Raw genomic sequence first — 18,754 nt, forward strand, 5'->3', positions numbered from 1 at the left:
CCTCCTGACCTAAAATGATGCAAATTTATTCAATAAAAGACTCAATAATATTAATAAGAAAAAAAGCCAAGCATGTGCTTGGCTCTTAAAAGTTATTTTTGATCCGGTATCACACCACGATATCCGCTAAATTACCCTTTTGTTCTAACCAATGCTTACGATCGGCTGAACGTTTTTTCGCAAGTAACTTATCCAATAAACCAGCAGTTAAATGTGCATCATCCAAGTCCAATTGCACCAAACGACGTGTATTCGGATCCATCGTCGTTTCACGTAGCTGACTGGCATTCATCTCACCTAATCCTTTAAATCGGGTGATTTGTGGATTTTTATTGCCTTTGATCTTTTTCAAGATGGTTTCAAGTTCGTCATCATCCAAGGCATAGTGCACATCTTTACCAATATCGATACGGAATAGCGGTGGCATCGCCACAAAGAGATGACCTTCTTCGACTAAGGCAGGAAAATGTTTCACAAACAATGCACAGAGTAAAGTTGCGATATGTAGACCATCTGAGTCCGCATCGGCAAGGATACAGATTTTGCCATAACGTAGTTCAGACAAATCATCACTACCTGGATCAACACCAATCGCAATCGCAATGTCATGCACTTCCTGCGAGGCAAGAACTTCATCCGAGGACACTTCCCACGTATTCAGGATTTTTCCACGAATCGGCATAATCGCTTGGAAATTCTTGTCACGCGCTTGCTTGGCACTCCCACCCGCAGAATCTCCCTCGACAATAAATAATTCACTGTCTTCACGCGTTAAGCCCACACAATCTGCTAATTTTCCAGGTAAGGCTGGCCCTGCAACAATTTTTTTACGCTCAACTTTCTTTGCAGCTTTTAAACGACGTCCAGCCTTAGCAATCGCCATCTCAGCCAATTGTGTCGCAATCTCGGCGTGTTGGTTTAACCATAAAGCAAAGGCATCTTTGGCAATATTCAAAACAATATTGGATGCTTCACGACTCGATAGACGCTCTTTGGTTTGGCCTGAAAACTGAGGTTCTTGAAATTTCAAAGATAAAATGAAATTCACACCATCCCAAACATCTTCAGCAGAAAGTTTGACATTCCGTGGTAACAAACTACGTAACTCACAAAACTCACGTAAAGCTTCAGTTACACCTGAACGTAGCCCATTCACATGAGTACCGCCTTGTGCGGTTGGAATCAAGTTGACGTAACTTTCTTGAATTTGTTCACCACCTTCGACATTCCAACAGATCGCAAATTCACATGCAGCACGTTCTGCTTGTCCACTGCTCACAAATGCAGGACTTGGTAAAATCTCTCGGTCTTCCAACTCATCCATTAAATAGTCAACTAGACCATTTTCAAACTGCCACTCGATCTTTTCTTTATTAATCTTATCGTCGTAAGTAATTTTGAGACCTGCAGCTAAAACTGCTTTGGCTTTTAAATTGTGTTTCAGTGCTTTTAATGCAAATTTTGGACTATCAAAATACTTGGCTTCTGGCCAGAAACGTACTGTTGTTCCCGTCGCACGTTTTGCAACTTTACCCTCCAATACAGACAAAGGAGCAACAGGTTCGCCTTGCTCAAAGGCCATCTGATACAAATTGCCTTGTCGTTGAACGGCAACTTCAACACGCGTAGATAAAGCATTGACCACGGAAATCCCAACACCGTGTAGACCACCCGAGAATTGATAATTATCGGTACTAAATTTGCCACCTGCATGCAGCTTGGTCAGAATAATCTCAATACCACTTTGCCCATATTCAGGATGAATATCAACAGGCATGCCACGCCCATTATCCTCTACTGATAAAGAACCATCTTCATAAACCGTGACACAAATCTGGCTTGCATGTCCTGCGAGTGCTTCATCCACAGCATTATCGATCACTTCTTGCGCCAAATGGTTTGGACGCGAGGTATCGGTATACATGCCTGGTCGACGACGAACAGGATCTAAACCAGAAAGAACTTCAAGGGATTGTGCCGTGTATTGTGTCACTGGGTCTGACTTCCTTATTGGATGGCTGCCGATAAAAACTCGAGAATTAAGGGTAATTTTTCTTCAAAATCATCCATTGCATGATTACCATTAGCGTCGGTTAAAATCAATGAGGATGGACCTGCTGCACTATAATAACGTTGTGCTTGACGATAATCCAAGACCTCATCGCCTTGCTGCAATAGCACGAGAATTTTATCAGCATGACGTAACTTCGTGTCAGCAATCGATTGTAATTGCTGCAATTGATCATGATCAAGTGTCCATGATTCGGTGACTTTGAGTGGTATTTGCTCAATCCCAAATAAATCTTGAAATAATTGCCATGGTTGCATAGCAGGATTGATCAGTACAGCTGGACAAGCATATTTGGCGACAAAGTATGTCGCATAAAAACCTCCCAAGCTACTCCCTACCAACACAACTTTTTGATTTTGTAATGTCTCAATCAAGGCAGAAACTTGTTTAATCACTTGATCTGGAGAAAGATTTAAATCAGGGAGATGAACATGCACATCGCCTAATTTTGCACAATAATGTTTCAATTGTTGCCCTTTTATAGACATCGGACTACTACGGAAGCCGTGTAAATATATAATTTCCATACGCACCAAAATAGACAACAACTTGACTTGCTGTGAAATAAATCACATTATTCTGCTTAATAGATAAACATATAACAATATAAATTACATTTAAGCTCGATATTGTCCGACACAAATAACGATACTGTACTCCGTTCATCAGTATTCTAAAAAAATTACTTATGAAAGACATAAGATGTAAGAGTTTGTTGTAGTTTATCTAAACAATGATAAGTTAATAACTTCAAACCTTCGGTATATATATCAAGGATGGGGAAATAAAAATGCCAAGTTTAACACCTCTGCATGAAACCTACTGCAAATGGGACAGTACGCCCCCAAGTCAGGCAGATGTTTTGGAAGGTTTGGCACAACTTGTGAGCACAAGTTTAAGCGGTGTTCACGAATTGGTGCAATTGGTGCAAACTGAAGTGTTAAGGACTACACTTGGTTTAAGCGCACAAAAAGCAAAAAAATTACAAAAATTGCCGCAACTACAGAAATTTTATCAATTTTCTTATGATGCACTGCAAAAATACGGTAGCAGTTTTCTTGCACCAAGTTTACGCCATATCGTTGAGAAATTTCCTGTTTTGCATGATAAACCATTGAATCCAACCCTTCATTTTGTAGTTGGTGCACTTAATGGAATCTTTGGTGATTTCTTCTTGAAACAGCACAATCCAATGGCTTTACCAATGGTGCTTTATGATCATTATGGATCATTACAGCAAGGTGAGCTGACTGGGCGTATTGTGATTTTGACACATGGTTTATGTATGAACCATTTAAGTTGGTCAAATCAACGTTATGGTGGGATTGGTGAACGCCTCTTAGCACAACGTGACAATAATACGATGCTGTACCTTAACTACAACACAGGCCGTCGTATTTCCGCGAATGGTCGTAGTTTTGCCAATGTACTGGAAGACTTAGTACAACGAAATCCACGTATTACCAGTATCGATTTAATCGGTCACAGTATGGGTGGATTAGTCTCTCGTAGTGCATTGTTTTATGGAAAACAGAACTTATATCAATGGGTTCACATGGTTGAGAACCTCGTTTGTATCGGTTCGCCTCATCATGGTGCGGTACTTGAACGCTTTGGTTTTATTTTACAAGATAAATTAGGTGCTTTCCCTTTTATCAGTCTTATTGGTCAATTAGTGAATGTGCGTAGTAATGGGATACTCGATCTGCGTTATGGTAGTGTTCGTGATGATGATTGGGAACATAATGACGCACGTATCGGCTTTGCAGATGACAATCGTAAGCCAGCGCCATTACCCTCACATATCAACACATTCCTGATTGCTGGAACTTTAGAGTTTGAAAAGGTAAAAAATAAAGCACTTAAAGTAATTGGGGATTATCTCGTCAGTGTAAAAAGCGCTTTAGGTGAACACCCTAATCCTCGTTTCCAACTGAAATTACCTGACACGCATAAAGCCGTATTCTATGGTTTGAATCATTTTGAAATTCAATATCATTCAAGTGTAGCTGAACAAATCACCCGTTGGTTGTATCCAGAAGTCGGTGAAGTTATTGAGGATGGCGTTCAAACACATATGATCAATGTCCCAAATAATTATACCTTTGATGATCTAGAAGGAATTGTTGAGACTTAAAGTAAAAGGCTCAGCTGTATAGCTGAGCTTTTTTTTACAAAAATATTTAAAAGATAAGTTGTTACATTGGTACCTAAGTACCTAATCACTCCAAGCAGCACATTTTTTTAGCGCATAAGCTCTTCTATTCTTTCAAAGCTTCACTTTTTAGTAGGATATGACTGCATATATCTCAAAAAGAACCCCGTCATAGTGTATCGCGAACTCAGAATAGATTTGAGCTGCATAAGCCATTACAGATAAAAACCATTTAAATTCGATAACTAAATGGTTTTCTTAAAGTTTAGTTACAGTTCTTAATTAAAATGTTGGAAGGTACTTTCCGCTTATATGTATTAAACTTTTGGGTAATATTTATGTTTTCGCTTCCAATAAATACTTTATCGACAACCAACTCCATATCACTATCACTTAGCTCACTATGATCATCTGCAATAAGATCTTTAAGATCGTCATCGATATTTATCAATCCATTTCTATATCTGTAATTCACATAATTAGTTGATATCAAATTATTTTTATTAAATTTAAACTTGTATTTTTCTTGACCTGTTTCTCCATAAATACTAAGTATAAGGAAACAGTTCTTCCCGCTCTTTTCCAATTCTATCCCCCCACCTTCGGAGCTAATTCCTTGATTTGTTAAATCGAGCTCAAAAACCTTTTCAGAAGATGGATTTGTTTTAGCTGATAGATTACAACCCGTTAAGAATATAAAAATAATAGTAGTAATTTTTACGAGAAAAAGCTTCTTATTTAACATCATATTTCACCTTTAAAGGGTCTCCACCAGCATCTTTAGTTAATTGTCTAAGCTGAGACATAGTCTTGCCTGTTTTTAATTGAAAGTGTGGATTATCAGTAATTGACTTCCAGTCTCCGCCCCACTCCAACCCAATACTCTTTCCTATAGGCGCAACCTTTTTCAAAATTTTAATATTTTCAGCATCTGACTTTGCATCCATATGAAGTTTACCATCTGCCCACAATGGAAAAATATCAACAGCTAAGGCAAAATTATGATTACTTTGACCACCTTTAGCTTTTGTCACAATCCGACCGGAAGTTGTTCTACCCTTTGCATATAAAGCATCTTGTTGTTCATATGTTCTATAATCTTGAACAATAACAAGCTGTATTTGATGCTTTAGATATACATCATTAATAAACTTCCTAATTAATCCCCTCACTTGGGGATGCAACCTTGCAATTGCCTTTTCATTTCTTTGAGAAACTTTAGAGGTGGCCTGAGCCTTAGACTCTATTTTTACTATAGGAGCCTTTTCCTTATTCTTTGATGCATCTTGCGTAACTTTTGGTAGCGTTACTGGCTTTTCCTCTTCTTTGTTCTTTAATATTTGCGTTTTTTTTACTATAGATGCTACTTGACGATCATAGACCTTTAATTTTTGCGTTTGACCAAGCTTCTCACTACTTAGACCATTGAGTTTTTTTATTTCATCAACTGTATTACTAGTCAGTTTAGCAATTAAGGCTAAAGAATCATTCTGTTGAACAACAATAATTTTTGTTTTTCTTGCTGACTTGGATTTACTATTTGTATTTTTTGCTTAACTTCAGATGATGGTGTTTGCGCTTCTGTTTTTTTAATAGGGATCTTTAAAATTTGCCCAGGCCGAATATCTGAATCGCTTTCTAAGTTATTAATTCTTATCAATTCGTTTATAGTAGTATGATTATCATCCGCAATTCTACCTAGATAGTCTCCATCTGCAACAATATAGGTTGATCTTACATAAGTGCCCGTAGCTACATCTTTTGCCGAAAGTTTTACACCTTTTAATAAAACTTTTGGGCTACGTACAATGAATATGGTCTTTTCACCAATAAGCTGTATTTTAACTTTTGATTTATATTCTCCAGATATAAGACTTTTTACCCGAACATCAATAATTGTTCCAACTGGACGTTTAATCCATACAGATTCTCCACTAGTAGAAGTAACATGATCAGAAATGAGTATTGAACCGATCCAAAGTTGGTGAACTAAACCATTAATAGGCTGATTAAGCGCATCCAAAAATTTTATATTAGCTAAACAATCCATACTTATATTTCTTCCTGATCCAGATGATCTTCATGCGAACAACTACAGTTGTATTCAAAATTTTCAACCTCTATTCCATCATCCAATGAAACTGTCCAGTCACCATCGGTACCGATGAGAATGTCATGATCATCGTTGTTAGATGTATTAATACGCTGAGTTCGTCCATGCGCATCCAAAGTTCCTGAAACATAGGAGTTATTTTTATTATTGATTAATTTATATTTTACTTCTGAAAAATTAGACTCATAAAATAAGTCATAAAAATCCCATTTATTAGTGAATGTTTTGATTTCGTCAACGATAGGTAAAGTGGGAACCTCTACTTTAACTTGCTGCCCAGCCTTAAATTTGTGTTGTCCGGCTTTAACTTCAAACTTACCACTAGTAATAAGAAAGATACCAGACTCATTGATTTTTAATGCAGATCCATCAGCCGTAAAGCTAATTTCCTTAGGGCTAGTAATATAAATTTTATCTTCTGTTGAAATTATCTGAATAGCTCTCTTGGCGAAGAAATCAATTCCATCTGACTGTGCATGCATTTCAAACTTTCCTTTCGCTGCAACCTGCTTAATGCCATTTTCAGCTGCAAACCAACTAATCTTGTTTTGTATATGAGCAATCAGATTTTTTTGTGAACTTAGATTAATACTGCCGCTGGCGGTCTGATTGATTTGCTCATCCGCAGAGATATGAATATCTTCATCACTACTTAAACCAATACCATTTGGTGAGCTGAGTAACAGCATTGCCTTATTAAACTTAGCAATCTTCTCCTCAATCCCCGCGGCAAATTCTTTTAATTGTTCTAATGATTCAATTTCATCAGTCTGCTGATTCTTGGCAACTTCACTAAGTGCCTTGGCATTACCTTGGCTAGCTTGCAATTGTTGTTTCACAGATTGGGCTTCCAAATGATCAGCAATTGCCTGTTCTTGGGCATAAGTACTAATCAGCATACCCTTGCCAGCACGTACAGCGCCCCAAGCATCGGTCCTAAGCTCAAAGCCCTCTCCACGACCATTACTAGTTTCTTGAATTTTAGGATGACTTAAATTACCTAAATTCAATTGTGTCGCAGCATGACTACTTTGTAACTGCGTACTGATTTGCCCTGTCGTATCGTCAAAACGTAACTGGTTAAAACCACTACCATTAACTTCCTGACTACGGATACCACTGAGTTTTTTGGTATCTGGAAGCTGTCCTTTAATATCAAACTTGGTCGGTGAACGCTGCGCTTCATGGATTCGCCCGGTGACAAAAGGACGGTCAATATTGCCATCAAAGAAGTCTATGACTACCACCTCACCAATACGTGGTAAGAAACGTGCACCATACCCCTCCCCAGCCCAAGGCGTGAGGACATCGATCCATGCTGAATCAGTGTCATTGTCATTGCTACCTGCCCCACCATCATGTCCATGATCGTCAATACGGGTAAATAGAAAGCGGACTTTGATACGCCCCCACTCATCTACATAAATGGTTTCGCCTTCAGGGCCAACCACTTTGGCACGTTGTGGATAGGCTATAGCACGATGCTGTTCTGGATCATATTCAGGAATAATTTTGATTTGACGACGAATTAAAGTCAGTTCATTACCTTGACGTTCAGCATCCTCATAACGTTGTTGTTCCCAACGACTATGACTTAATAATTGGTTAACTTGTTGCTGAATATCTTTCGGTAAATTATTTTGGTTATAGAAATTTTTGGCGATAATTAGGAACTCTTGATCAACCCCATTATGCAGATCAATTTCAGGATGCTCCCTAAAATTGAACCAATAACCAACTTGGCTATCCTGCACCGTACTATAAGCCTTAAAGTATTTGGCTTGGCTGGCATACATGTCATTGAATTGTTGATTCAGTTTTTCTAACTGGCTGTTCCCAGAAGGAGTGGCTTGGTCTTCCCCCTGCAAGTCTTGCATCCAAGCTGGGCTAATATGCCATGCTTGCTCAAGGCTTAAGCTGGCAGAATCAAAGCTTTCCGAATGATTATGAGTTGTAACCACTGAGCCTGCACCTTCGTCTTGTGCTAAAGCATCGGGCTGCCAACGTTGCACATGCACCGCAGTCGGTTGCAAGCTGCGTATCGCAACAAAATCCGTAATGCTGTCTTGGAATTCTGTTGCACTGCTACGGTGAAAACGAATACTACGTCGAGCTAAAGCTTCATAATGACTATTATCATCAATCAATCGCAGCTTTTGGGCTTTGATAGGTATATTCGAATGAAGTACAAAAAGTTCAGCTTCATCAACGAGCCAACTCACACCCTCACTGCGCCATAAACGTGTAAGAAAGTCGTAATCTGACTCATTATGTTGCATCGCAAATGGACGAATGTCGTAATTTTGGCTTAAGCCACTCAAATCAAGACTTAAACTTGTTGCAAAAAGTGGACTTCGTCCTTGCCACTCCTTGAATAAAACTTCTGTGATTTCCACAATCGTTTTATTCATAAAAACTCGGCTATTACGACGTTTATGCCATAAACTAGTCGCATCTTTTATGGTCAATTTATATAGCGTTAAAGCACCATCACTTTGTCCATAACTGGCCTCTGTTACAATTCCCGTGGTTCGAAACAGTTGTCCTGAGTCGGTAACCTGATCAACTGCAACCTGCGTCCCAATAAATTGTTTTAAGGGAATTAGAGCATTGGTTGAAAGGCAAATTAATTCAGCCTCTAAACCTGAATTAAGTTGGTGCTGCCCTTGTATTCTCTGAAGAAAAACCTGACTATTCAGAAGGTTATTAGAAAATTGTACGTGTATCGCACGCTTCTGTGCATTTAGCCCCATTTTTTCAAATACATTAAATATATTAAAAAGCATTTTTTATAATCAATAGTGTAAATAATCAGCGGCACTTTACAAAAAACAGACCTATCTGTCTACATCTTATGCGTAGTTTTTTTAATTCTAGATCTCAATCTTCAACCAAAAATAAAACCCTAGAAACACCATGATCTCTAGGGCTTTAAAATATCTAAATCATATTTATTTTGGATACTTTCTAAATAACTGCCATAAGCAAACCAATAAAATCAAAAGGAAATAGATAAACGACCAAACAGGTAGTGATTGACCTAAGAAAGTCCAATCTATTGCAGCACATTCACCAGAACCTGAAAGCACTTCTTGGAAAACTGCTTTCATTGGCAATGCTTCAACTAAATAGTCTAAGCCTGGACCACAGCTAGGCACCTTATCTGGTGGCAAATGCTGCAACCAAACATGGCGAGCGGCAACACCAACAGACCAACCAATTGATAAGGTTGCCAATAATGCATAAAACCGCTTAAAACCATTTGAAATAGGATTATGAATAAATGCAATCAGCGCCACTAGCCCCATTCCAATGAGACCAATACGTTGGAAAATACACAGCGGGCAAGGTTCTAAACCTTGAACATGCTCTAAATACAACGCAAACGAGATACCAATAATGCTGGTCAGTACCAGAAGTGCACTAACTAAACGGTAATTCCATCGCATGGGAAGTCCTCTAAAATTTTAACGGTATTGTGCAAGATATTGCTCAAAACTCGTGTCGTTATCTTGTTCAAGTTGCGACTGTTTTTGCAACGAAGTTTGCGCTAACTGTTCAAAATATTCAGCTCGTTCTTGGCTTAACTGATGTTGATCATAGCGATGAACATGCTGCTCAGCCATCATGCTACCAAAATTCCAAGTACCGCCATGCTTCAAAGTATCTTCAATCACATGCGATGAAAGTGTTGCATCAACATGATCTAAACGCTGTTGCATAATATGCAGCGCATCTTGATACAATGATGTCGCCGACATCTGATCTAATAAAACAGCACAATCTTTGATAGCATCTAAATGCTTTTGCGCCCAAGCTTGTAATGAAGTTGTTGTATGCCCTTCTTCAATTTTAGCATCAGCTGCGCGACCACGATTGACCACTTCAGTTTGGTTACGATCAACTTGCTCTTGTTCTTCATCAAACAAATCTGGACTATCTTGCAGTAAGCAATAAAGCGCTAAACTTTCCAAGAAACCTGCAGTTATTTCGTCGATCCCAATTTCACTGTAAGGGTTCACATCCACTGCACGAAGTTCGACATATCCCACGCCACGATTTTTCAATGCTTGTGAAGGCGTTTCTCCAGCTTCAGGCACTTGTTTTGGACGGACAAGACTGTAGTATTCGTTTTCAATCTGTAAAACATGGTCATTAATCTGAATAGGTTCGCCATTTTGATCATTCAAACCTAAATCAGTAAATGGTGGATACGGCGTATGCACTGCCTTTTGCAATCCATCTAAATAATCATGCAGGTCGTTATAATGAATTCCTAATTGTTTCTGAGCTGAGTTCTGATACCCCAGACGCCCCATTCTCAATGCAGTTGCCTCTGGTAAATAAAGTGTACCTTTAACCAATGGCTGTAAATGATGTTGACGATTGGTTAAAAAACAACGACAAACTGAAGGACTTGCCCCCAATAAATACATAACCAATGGCGTTAAACGAATAAAGTTACGAATCAGACCAAAGTAACGATGACTCCGATAATCTTGTAGGCTAAGTTGCTTTAGCTCAGGATTGCTTTCGTGTTGTTTTAATTCGGCAAATAACTCTTCAGGGAAAGATAAATTATAGTGTACACCTGAGATTGTCTGCATACGGCGACCATAACGCACACCTAAACCATGACGATACAAGGTCTTAAAACGCCCAATATTAGACATGCCGTATTGGGCTAATTTAATATTTTCTTCATCATCATCCAGCATACATGGCATTGATAATGGCCACAGCTTTTCACCAGCTTCCAAATGTTGATGCACAACCGTATGAATATCGCGTAATTCATTTAATGCAGCAGCAATGGTGTTGTGTGGCGTGGTAATAAACTCCATCAACGCTTCAGAATAATCTGTGGTGATATGTGGATGCGTCAGCGCTGAACCTAAAGCTTTAGGATGATTTTTTTGTGATAAAAATCCATTGCTTTGCATGCGTAAACTTTCACGCTCTATACCACGCAGCATCCCTGTTAATAGCGAAGCATCTACCCAATTTGGTATCACAGAGGAAGAATGTGTGCTGGGTTGATTCATAATTTATATGCTCGCTTATTCAAGATCAGCCGACCAAATCAAAGGGAACGACTTCATTGTGATGCCAATTATAACGACAATTCTGCGCTAGTCATCTGATTTAGTTTGGCAATTTTTATCACAATCTTGTTACATAAGACACGCTGAAATTGTGATTTTATTGAAAATAAATCTTCCGAAGAGTACTCACCCATGCAAGCGCAAGATATTCTAGATTTTTGGTTTGATCCAGATCATCGCTCACTTTGGTATGCGAAAAGTGATGAATTTGATGCAAAAATTCATGCGCTTTTTCAAACAATTCACCAACAAGCAAGCCAAGGGGAACTTTGGTCATGGCGCAAAACAGCAGAAGGACGGCTCGCTGAAATTATTATCCTTGATCAATTCTCTCGTAATCTATATCGAGATCAGGCTCAAGCCTTTGCTTATGATGGAATTGCCCTGATACTGGCACAAGAAGCAATTAGTTTACAACTTGATGCTCAGTTAAGCCCTGATCAACGCTCTTTTTTATATATGCCGTTTATGCATAGTGAATCAAAAGTCATTCATGAATTTGCATTGCAACTGTTTCAACGCTTAGGCAATGAAATTAATCTCAGTTTTGAGAAAAAACATAAGGTGATTATTGACCGTTTTGGTCGATATCCACATCGAAATAAAATTTTAGGACGCGACTCTTCAGCAGAAGAACTTGAGTTTTTAACACAACCGAATAGTAGTTTTTAAGCCTTACTCCCACGGCTTTAAACCATAGGAATTGCATATGAAACGTTTATTAATGTGCACCCCTCTCCTTGTCGCTTTGACAGTGGCAGGATGTGCAAGCTTACCCACTCAACCGAGAACCTTTGATCAGCTCGGCCAATTTACCGCTTATCCATTAAATAACAAAACTTTCCGAGTCGGTTTTCAAGCTGATAATAATTTGAGTTATGGTACAGCAGAGGAAATTACCTTATTAAAAGCTGCACAAACCACGGTGAAAAATGGCTTCCGTTACTTCACCGTTATGGATGATCCAAGTAATGCACGCCACAAGGCTCAACGTCAGGCCGTTATTTATCCAACACCTAATTACTACCCTTATGGTTATTATCGTCGTCATCCCGCCTTTTGGCCTGATCCATTCTATGATATGCCACAAGTGGTCAATATTGATCCAATCCAAGTGTCGTATACTATTGAATGTTTCAAGACTCAGGAACAATCCCCTGATGCATTTGATGCTCAGTTGATCTTGCAATCCTTGGGACAAAAATATGGGTTGAGTCCAACAGGTGAAGTTCTACAACCACCTGCGCCACCTGAAAACAAAAAATAAATTTAAAGGATGACTAGATGAGTTCAGCTGAAGAGATCCACGTACCTAGCCTGCAAAGAAGTAAATACTTTGCCACTATGGCCTTAATCATCGCTGTGGTGTCATGGATTGGCTTAATGGTCGCGGCACATTTTCTCCCTGAATATAAATGGATCATTCATATTTTCATGCTTGCCGCTGAGGCAGGTGTTGTTGGTGGTTTAGCTGACTGGTATGCCGTCACCGTTCTATTTCGCAACCCATTTGGGAAAATGCCGTTACCGAAGCTGTTGCGTGACCATACTGAAATTATTCCACGTAACAAAGCCCGTATCGCTGAATCTATGGGTCGCTTTGTACAGGAAAATTTCCTATCACCACAAGTTGTTCAACGCAGTTTGCAAAATGCAGATTTAAGTTTGGCTGTGGGCGAATGGCTTGCAAATCCAAAGAATAATAAACAAGTGGTACAGATGATCCAGCATACTGTGCCCAGAATTTTTGAATTTGTCAGCCAAGATCAAATCGCACATTTCGTTCAAAATAACAGTGTGCAATGGGTGCGTAGTACCAAAATCAATAAGCTTGCCAGTGAAATGTTACGTGCCGTTTTGGAAAATGATTTCCATCAAGATGTTCTACAACGAGGTCTTGATCTTGCACATGAATGGATGGTTTCACATCCAGAAGAAGCTCGCGATTTATCCCGTAAACTCTTTCAAGAATTGGGGGTTTGGAAACTGGCAAAAGGTGCAAGTTGGATCGGTATTGATGTACAACAAAGAACCATTGATTCACTGATTGAAAAAGTAGAATCCATGTTGGCAAATCCAGAGCATCCATGGCGACAAGATATTGAAGCAACAACACATTCACTGATGTTACAACTTGCAGATGGCAATAGTGAAGCGAGCCAACGTTTAAATGATGGTAAAGATGCACTTTTGGATAGTCCACAAGTGCTCAACTTTATCAGTGGTACCATCGCTATTTTATGTGATGCGATCAAAACTGATTTAATGCAGGAAGATTCAGGCATTGCAACCAACTTACAGGCTGCGATTCAACAGCTTGGAGAAAGCTTGATTCAGAATGAAAAAGTTCGCCAAGTTTTAAATGAAAAAATGGTCGGCTTAGCGATCAATTTCAGTGAGCAATATAGCGACAAAATCATTCGTTATATCAGCGAACGTATCCATGAATGGGACTCAAGAGAAATGATTGCCAAAATCGAAAGTGAGGTTGGCGGTGATTTACATATGATTCGTGTGAATGGTGTGATCGTAGGCGCATTTATCGGTTTGGCGCTCGGAGTTATTCGCGCGATTGTTGAAAATGTTTTGTAAGTGATTTGATTAAGAGTGGCAAGACCATGATGTGTTGCCGCTCTTTTTTATAATTTAATAGCCAATCCCACCCTTATATAAAAATAATTTAATATCAATTGCATACATACTTTTTGATATGTTTAAAAATCCCTCCTAACCTCCCTTTAAAAAGGGAGGAACATCAAAAATTCAATACCTCTAGTAATTTCAGAATTAGTCCCCCTTTATCAAAGGGGGATTCTATAGATTTTCACTTAAAGTTGAGATTGGCGTAACTTAAATAAAATACAATCAGAATTAGACCAAATTTAGAGAAGAGATACTTCGCCCCTTTCAAAAGATCAGACCACATATTTACTTTCTTGGTAATAGCGCGCTAAAGCATCTGTGTCTTGCTTTAAAAATGCTGTGAGATAAGCTTTCACTTGCACTAATGACAATTGATTAAAATGAATCTTTTCTTTTTTCTGACGCTTAATTAATCCGAATACCTGCTTTTTATCAACTAGTACTGGAATATCTGTTTTCACAATAAACTTCAGCTCTTGCGCTGAACCATAAGTATTTAAGACAATTTCTATCGTCCGTTCCGTCTTTCCATCTGTAATGGTAAAAGTTGGACTTGCACCATCTAATTGTAACCAACGACTGAGTTGCTGCTTCCAACCCATTTTATCAAAACGAGTTAACACCCCAATGGTATTGAGTGCCCCAAGCTGCTCTACATCTTTTAAATCAATATGATGTGGATAGCGTATTTTCAGATCGAAACTGTCCATTACTTAATGCCCCATTTCACAATAATTTGTATTTCTTTTAATCACTTGCTATAAATTATATCGCTTAACAGATAAAAATAAAACACTGTATATAATTGAAAATTAACAATTAATTTGACAAATTTAAATCAAAATCGACCAATTCTGTCAGTATTGCTTTTATTAAGACACAATTCCAGTATTTCTATTGATCAGAAACACATTTTTCGAAAGATCGAGAGAGACAGATCACTTTTTATTTTTGAGATCGACAATTTGGAAAAAGCCATTTTTTATCGCTACAATCACATCAAAATAAAATGGAATGAGGTCAATCATCATGTTGCAACTTCAGTCAAAACTCCCAAGCCAAGGCGTTACTATTTTTAGTGTCATGACTGAGCTTGCACAGCGACTCAAAGCCCTGAATCTTTCACAAGGTTTTCCTGATTTTCCTGCACCACCGGCACTGCTTGAAGCACTTAGCCAAGCAACACTGGATGGCTATAATCAATACCCTGCTGGTGATGGAGTACTGGCATTAAGAGAACAACTCGCGAAACAGTTCTTTGCACGCGATCAACAACAACTTGATCCTGTTACTGAAATAACCATCACACCTGGCGCAACCATTGCGATTTTTTGCGCGATCCAAGCCTGTATCCATGCAGGTGATGAAGTCATTATCTTTGATCCAAGCTATGACAGTTATGCTCCAGCAGTGCAACTGGCAGGTGGTCAGTCGATCCATATCCATTTGGAAGCGCCTACTTTTCGCGTAGATTGGCAAAAAGTAAAAGACAGTATTAACGAAAAAACTCGCATGATTATTGTCAATACTCCTCACAATCCAACAGGTGCAATTTGGTCAGAACAAGATTGGAAGCAACTGATTAAACTCATTCAAGATAAAAATATTGTAGTGCTATCCGATGAGGTATATGAACATTTGGTCTTTGATGGACAAATGCACTACAGCGCACTTCATTTTCCAGAACTCCGTGATCGTAGTTTTGTCATCGGTTCTTTTGGCAAAACTTATCATGTTACAGGATGGAAAACGGGTTATTGTGTCGCCTCTCCAACCTTGATGCAGCTGTTTAGACAAATTTATCAATTTGCCAATTTCTGTGGCACTACGCCCTGTCAAATCGCTTTAGCAAATTATATGCAACAGCATCCTGAGCATATTTTAGAGCTGCCAAGTTTTTATCAACACAAACGAGACCTGTTTAATCAACAGATCCAGAACTCTCGTTTCCAGTTTGTGCCATCACAAGGCACTTATTTTCAAAATCTCGATTACAGTAAGATTCGCCCCGATTTAAACGATATTGAAATGTGTCAATTCTTGGCCGAACAACACAAAATTGTTGCGATTCCAATTTCTGTATTTTACCAGCACGCACCGAGTTCACTGCGATTAATCCGATTCTGCTTTGCAAAAACGGATCAAACCTTACAACGAGCGGGTGAAATCCTAGAGCGTTGCTAATCAACAAAAAATAAAATTGAATTACCATCACTTCAACGCTGCTTGTGCTATGTTGAACAAAAGCTGTTCATTCTAGGATGAAGCGTTAAGGAATTTGAATGACACCTCGTCAACCCCTCGTCATGCAACCCAATTTATGGAAAACCTTTTTTGTTTTCCTTGTACCGTTGATCGCCACCAATATTCTGCAAAATCTGTCAGGCACGATTAATACCATTTTTGTCGGGCAAATGATGGGGGTTGATGCGATTGCCGCTGTATCAGTGTTCTTTCCAATTTTGTTCTTCTTGTTGGCATTCGTGATCGGGATTTCAGCAGGTACAACGGTGTTAGTGGGTCAGGCATGGGGCGCACAAAACTTAGAAAAAGTGCGTGCTGTCATCGGCTCAACTTTATTTATGACCTTGATCGGCGGCAGTATTATTGCTGTTCTCGGCCTGATCTTCGCCAAACATATTTTGAATTTATTGGGCACAGATCCAACCGTCATGCATCTCTCATTACCCTATGTAGAATGGATGCTCGTGGGCAGCCCGTTATTATTTGTCTATATTATTTATACGTCGATTCTGCGAGGCGTTGGGGATAGTGTCACCCCACTGATTGCTTTGAGCCTTACCAGTCTAATTGGCTTAGCTGTTACGCCTGTGTTACTGAAAGGCTATTTTGGCTTTCCTGCTCTCGGCATTATTGCACCAGCCATCGCAACCATTATGGGCTATGCGGCAGTTTTAATTTTCTTGGCTTTTTATCTTAACTATAAAAATCATCCGCTGAAAATTGACCGTCAACTTTTGCAGCATATTCATTATGATGCCGAATTATGTAAGTTAATCTTAAAATTAGGCATCCCGACGGGCATTCAAATGGTGACGACCTCTTTAGCAGGTCTGGTCATCATTGGACTCGTCAACCGTTATGGCGCACATGCCACTGCTGCTTATGGTGCAGTGAACCAAGTCTTGAACTATATTCAATTTCCAGCCTTATCCATTTCCATCGCGGCTTCTATTTTTGCAGCTCAGGCAATTGGCGCAGGTAAACCCGATTTGCTCGCAAAGGTGACGCGTACAGCTTTAGGCATGAATCTGTTATTCACTGGAAGTTTAATCACGCTTGCTTATCTGTTCTCGAAGTATTTAATGGCATTATTTATTACCGAACACAGTGTAATTGAATTAGGTCAGCAGCTTTTATTTATAGTGTTGTGGTCAATTTTATTCTTTGGCGCGAGTGCGATCTTTGCTTCGATTATGCGTGCCAGCGGAACCGTTAATGTACCGATGCTGATTAATATTTTCACGATTATTTTAATCGAAGTGCCGTGTGCTTATTGGTTTAGCTCACGTTGGGGATTAACGGGCATTTGGATTGCCTATGCGCTTTCCTTTGTCTGCTTATGTATATTTCAAGCGAGTTATTATCAATTCTTTTGGAAGAAATCAAAAATTAAAGTTCTGATTTAATTAGGGACTGTTGACTTCGACCAAAAATAAAAAAGCCACTCACAGAGAATGGCTTTTTTAATGATGACAACTTACATCATTTTAGTTGCAAGTGCAGCAATGCGTTGATATCCCGTTGGGAATAAACGTTGGCATGTATCAACAATGCGAGCATCTGTACCAATCAAGAGGCGACGTTTGTTTTTCAATACAGCATTGAGAATTTGACGAGCTGCTTCTTCTGGTGGTGTACGAAGGAACTTATCAAATTGTTTAATTGATTTATTCGGGTCCATACCTAAGCTCTTCAAGCTGTCATTCATTTTTGCAGCTTTTGCGATATTGGTACGGATACCACCTGGGTGAACACAAAGCGAACTTACACCACTTTTCTCAATATCTAACTCTTGGCGTAATGATTCAGTGAAACCACGTACAGCAAACTTGGTTGCGTTATACGCAGATTGCGTTGGTTGTGATGTTAAACCAAAAATACTCGAGATGTTGATGATATGACCATCTTTGGTTTGTTTGATAAATGGAAGGAACTCTTTCGTGCCGTATACCACACCCCAGAAATTAATTCCTACGATCCATTCTAAATCTTGATAGCTCGCGCCTTCTACTGTTGAGCCTAATGCAACCCCTGCATTATTGAAGATCATATTGACACAACCATGATCTTGCACAGTTTCTTGTGCCCACTGTTTTACTGCATCGCAGTTCGAAACATCGAGTACTTTTGTTGTTACTGTCACTGGATATTCTTTAAGAATCTCAACAGTTTGTGCTAAGCCTTTTTCATTGATATCACTAATCGATAAGTGGCAGCCTTGTTTAGCCAATAAAATTGCAAGCTGTTGTCCAATCCCAGAACCTGCACCTGTGATCGCTGCGACTTTATTTTTAAAATTTTTCATTGCCTATCCCTTGTTACGAATGATATGCACATATTTGCATAAATCATGTGCAGTTTAAGTTATAGTCAATATAGTTTTGACAATGATGCTTGTCAATATAGTACACTATAGCTTTCTA

The 18,754-nt window shown here is 39.0% G+C and carries 14 protein-coding genes and 1 pseudogene; 6 read left to right on the forward strand and 9 right to left on the reverse strand.

All coding sequences use genetic code 11. The annotated features are described in order from the left end of the window. Nucleotides 1-109: 109 nt before the first annotated feature. Together parE and ACT4_RS08620 are read right to left on the reverse strand one after the other, a co-directional pair. Nucleotides 110-1,993, reverse strand: coding sequence for a DNA topoisomerase IV subunit B (parE, locus tag ACT4_RS08615; protein WP_004878114.1), 1,884 nt, complete (start codon nucleotides 1,991-1,993; stop codon nucleotides 110-112). A 14-nt stretch (nucleotides 1,994-2,007) separates the two neighbouring features. After that, entirely contained in the window at nucleotides 2,008-2,598 is a 591-nt protein-coding gene (locus ACT4_RS08620; protein WP_004878115.1) for a YqiA/YcfP family alpha/beta fold hydrolase, read from the reverse strand. A gap of 263 nt (nucleotides 2,599-2,861) precedes the next feature. Here ACT4_RS08620 and ACT4_RS08625 point away from each other — a divergent pair, with 263 nt between their 5' ends. Continuing rightward, nucleotides 2,862-4,208 carry a hypothetical protein gene (locus ACT4_RS08625; protein WP_007481419.1) on the forward strand — a complete coding sequence of 449 codons (1,347 nt, stop codon included), beginning with the start codon at nucleotides 2,862-2,864 and terminating at the stop codon, nucleotides 4,206-4,208. Nucleotides 4,209-4,491: 283 nt separating this feature from the next. Here ACT4_RS08625 and ACT4_RS08630 read toward each other — a convergent pair whose 3' ends face one another. From ACT4_RS08630 to gshA, 5 genes and pseudogenes are all read right to left on the reverse strand, one after another. Next, nucleotides 4,492-4,974 carry a hypothetical protein gene (locus tag ACT4_RS08630; protein ID WP_139023479.1) on the reverse strand — a complete coding sequence of 161 codons (483 nt, stop codon included), beginning with the start codon at nucleotides 4,972-4,974 and terminating at the stop codon, nucleotides 4,492-4,494. Beyond that, a pseudogene (locus ACT4_RS16810) lies at nucleotides 4,961-6,276 on the reverse strand (LysM peptidoglycan-binding domain-containing protein). The gene ACT4_RS08630 and the pseudogene ACT4_RS16810 overlap by 14 nt, the downstream one beginning before the upstream one ends. A 2-nt stretch (nucleotides 6,277-6,278) precedes the next feature. Continuing rightward, nucleotides 6,279-9,125 (reverse strand): type VI secretion system Vgr family protein, encoded by a 2,847-nt coding sequence (locus ACT4_RS08645; protein WP_007481427.1) that lies wholly within the window; start codon nucleotides 9,123-9,125, stop codon nucleotides 6,279-6,281. A gap of 165 nt (nucleotides 9,126-9,290) precedes the next feature. Then, complete coding sequence (locus ACT4_RS08650) at nucleotides 9,291-9,788, reverse strand: disulfide bond formation protein B (RefSeq protein WP_007481429.1); 498 nt, start codon at nucleotides 9,786-9,788, stop codon at nucleotides 9,291-9,293. Nucleotides 9,789-9,806: 18 nt separating this feature from the next. Next, nucleotides 9,807-11,384: a glutamate--cysteine ligase gene (gene gshA / locus ACT4_RS08655; protein WP_007481431.1), complete on the reverse strand. Its 1,578-nt coding sequence runs from the start codon at nucleotides 11,382-11,384 to the stop codon at nucleotides 9,807-9,809. Nucleotides 11,385-11,576: 192 nt separating this feature from the next. Between gshA and ACT4_RS08660 the strand changes: the two genes are divergently transcribed. Genes ACT4_RS08660 through ACT4_RS08670 form a run of 3 tightly spaced genes read left to right on the forward strand, consistent with a single transcriptional unit; the run spans nucleotide 11,577 to nucleotide 14,036 of the window. Continuing rightward, on the forward strand, nucleotides 11,577-12,116 hold the full coding sequence (locus ACT4_RS08660; protein ID WP_004878121.1) for a DUF924 family protein: 540 nt from the start codon (nucleotides 11,577-11,579) through the stop codon (nucleotides 12,114-12,116). Nucleotides 12,117-12,153: 37 nt separating this feature from the next. Further along, the gene (locus ACT4_RS08665) at nucleotides 12,154-12,711 is read left to right on the forward strand and encodes a hypothetical protein (protein ID WP_007481433.1); all 558 of its coding nucleotides are present in this window, start codon (nucleotides 12,154-12,156) and stop codon (nucleotides 12,709-12,711) included. Nucleotides 12,712-12,728: 17 nt separating this feature from the next. Further along, nucleotides 12,729-14,036, forward strand: coding sequence for a DUF445 domain-containing protein (locus tag ACT4_RS08670; RefSeq protein ID WP_007481435.1), 1,308 nt, complete (start codon nucleotides 12,729-12,731; stop codon nucleotides 14,034-14,036). Between the two features lie 323 nt (nucleotides 14,037-14,359). Here the strand turns inward: ACT4_RS08670 and ACT4_RS08675 are convergent, their stop codons facing one another. Then, nucleotides 14,360-14,797, reverse strand: coding sequence for a hypothetical protein (locus tag ACT4_RS08675; protein ID WP_007481437.1), 438 nt, complete (start codon nucleotides 14,795-14,797; stop codon nucleotides 14,360-14,362). A 319-nt stretch (nucleotides 14,798-15,116) separates the two neighbouring features. On the opposite strand from ACT4_RS08675, the gene ACT4_RS08680 reads away from it, so the two are divergent. Both ACT4_RS08680 and ACT4_RS08685 read left to right on the forward strand, forming a co-directional pair. After that, the gene (locus tag ACT4_RS08680; RefSeq protein WP_007481439.1) at nucleotides 15,117-16,271 is read left to right on the forward strand and encodes a pyridoxal phosphate-dependent aminotransferase; all 1,155 of its coding nucleotides are present in this window, start codon (nucleotides 15,117-15,119) and stop codon (nucleotides 16,269-16,271) included. 98 nt (nucleotides 16,272-16,369) lie between these two features. After that, a complete protein-coding gene (locus tag ACT4_RS08685) occupies nucleotides 16,370-17,737 on the forward strand; it encodes an MATE family efflux transporter (RefSeq protein ID WP_007481440.1) in 1,368 nt (455 codons plus the stop codon). A 71-nt stretch (nucleotides 17,738-17,808) separates the two neighbouring features. Here the strand turns inward: ACT4_RS08685 and ACT4_RS08690 are convergent, their stop codons facing one another. Continuing rightward, entirely contained in the window at nucleotides 17,809-18,636 is an 828-nt protein-coding gene (locus ACT4_RS08690; RefSeq protein ID WP_004878132.1) for an SDR family oxidoreductase, read from the reverse strand. Nucleotides 18,637-18,754: the final 118 nt, after the last annotated feature.

It is taken from the genome of Acinetobacter sp. NBRC 100985 (genome assembly GCF_000241225.1).
Classification (GTDB): Bacteria; Pseudomonadota; Gammaproteobacteria; order Pseudomonadales; family Moraxellaceae; genus Acinetobacter; species Acinetobacter venetianus.

What these genes read in the sequence shown, in the direction of transcription:
- ACT4_RS08620 (WP_004878115.1), bottom strand. Translation starts at nt 2,598, where the DNA reads ATGGAAATTATATATTTACACGGCTTCCGTAGTAGTCCGATGTCTATA.
- ACT4_RS08625 (WP_007481419.1), top strand. Translation starts at nt 2,862, where the DNA reads ATGCCAAGTTTAACACCTCTGCATGAAACCTACTGCAAATGGGACAGT.
- ACT4_RS08630 (WP_139023479.1), bottom strand. Translation starts at nt 4,974, where the DNA reads ATGATGTTAAATAAGAAGCTTTTTCTCGTAAAAATTACTACTATTATT.
- ACT4_RS08645 (WP_007481427.1), bottom strand. Translation starts at nt 9,125, where the DNA reads ATGCTTTTTAATATATTTAATGTATTTGAAAAAATGGGGCTAAATGCA.
- ACT4_RS08650 (WP_007481429.1), bottom strand. Translation starts at nt 9,788, where the DNA reads ATGCGATGGAATTACCGTTTAGTTAGTGCACTTCTGGTACTGACCAGC.
- gshA (WP_007481431.1), bottom strand. Translation starts at nt 11,384, where the DNA reads ATGAATCAACCCAGCACACATTCTTCCTCTGTGATACCAAATTGGGTA.
- ACT4_RS08660 (WP_004878121.1), top strand. Translation starts at nt 11,577, where the DNA reads ATGCAAGCGCAAGATATTCTAGATTTTTGGTTTGATCCAGATCATCGC.
- ACT4_RS08665 (WP_007481433.1), top strand. Translation starts at nt 12,154, where the DNA reads ATGAAACGTTTATTAATGTGCACCCCTCTCCTTGTCGCTTTGACAGTG.
- ACT4_RS08670 (WP_007481435.1), top strand. Translation starts at nt 12,729, where the DNA reads ATGAGTTCAGCTGAAGAGATCCACGTACCTAGCCTGCAAAGAAGTAAA.
- ACT4_RS08675 (WP_007481437.1), bottom strand. Translation starts at nt 14,797, where the DNA reads ATGGACAGTTTCGATCTGAAAATACGCTATCCACATCATATTGATTTA.
- ACT4_RS08680 (WP_007481439.1), top strand. Translation starts at nt 15,117, where the DNA reads ATGTTGCAACTTCAGTCAAAACTCCCAAGCCAAGGCGTTACTATTTTT.
- ACT4_RS08685 (WP_007481440.1), top strand. Translation starts at nt 16,370, where the DNA reads ATGACACCTCGTCAACCCCTCGTCATGCAACCCAATTTATGGAAAACC.
- ACT4_RS08690 (WP_004878132.1), bottom strand. Translation starts at nt 18,636, where the DNA reads ATGAAAAATTTTAAAAATAAAGTCGCAGCGATCACAGGTGCAGGTTCT.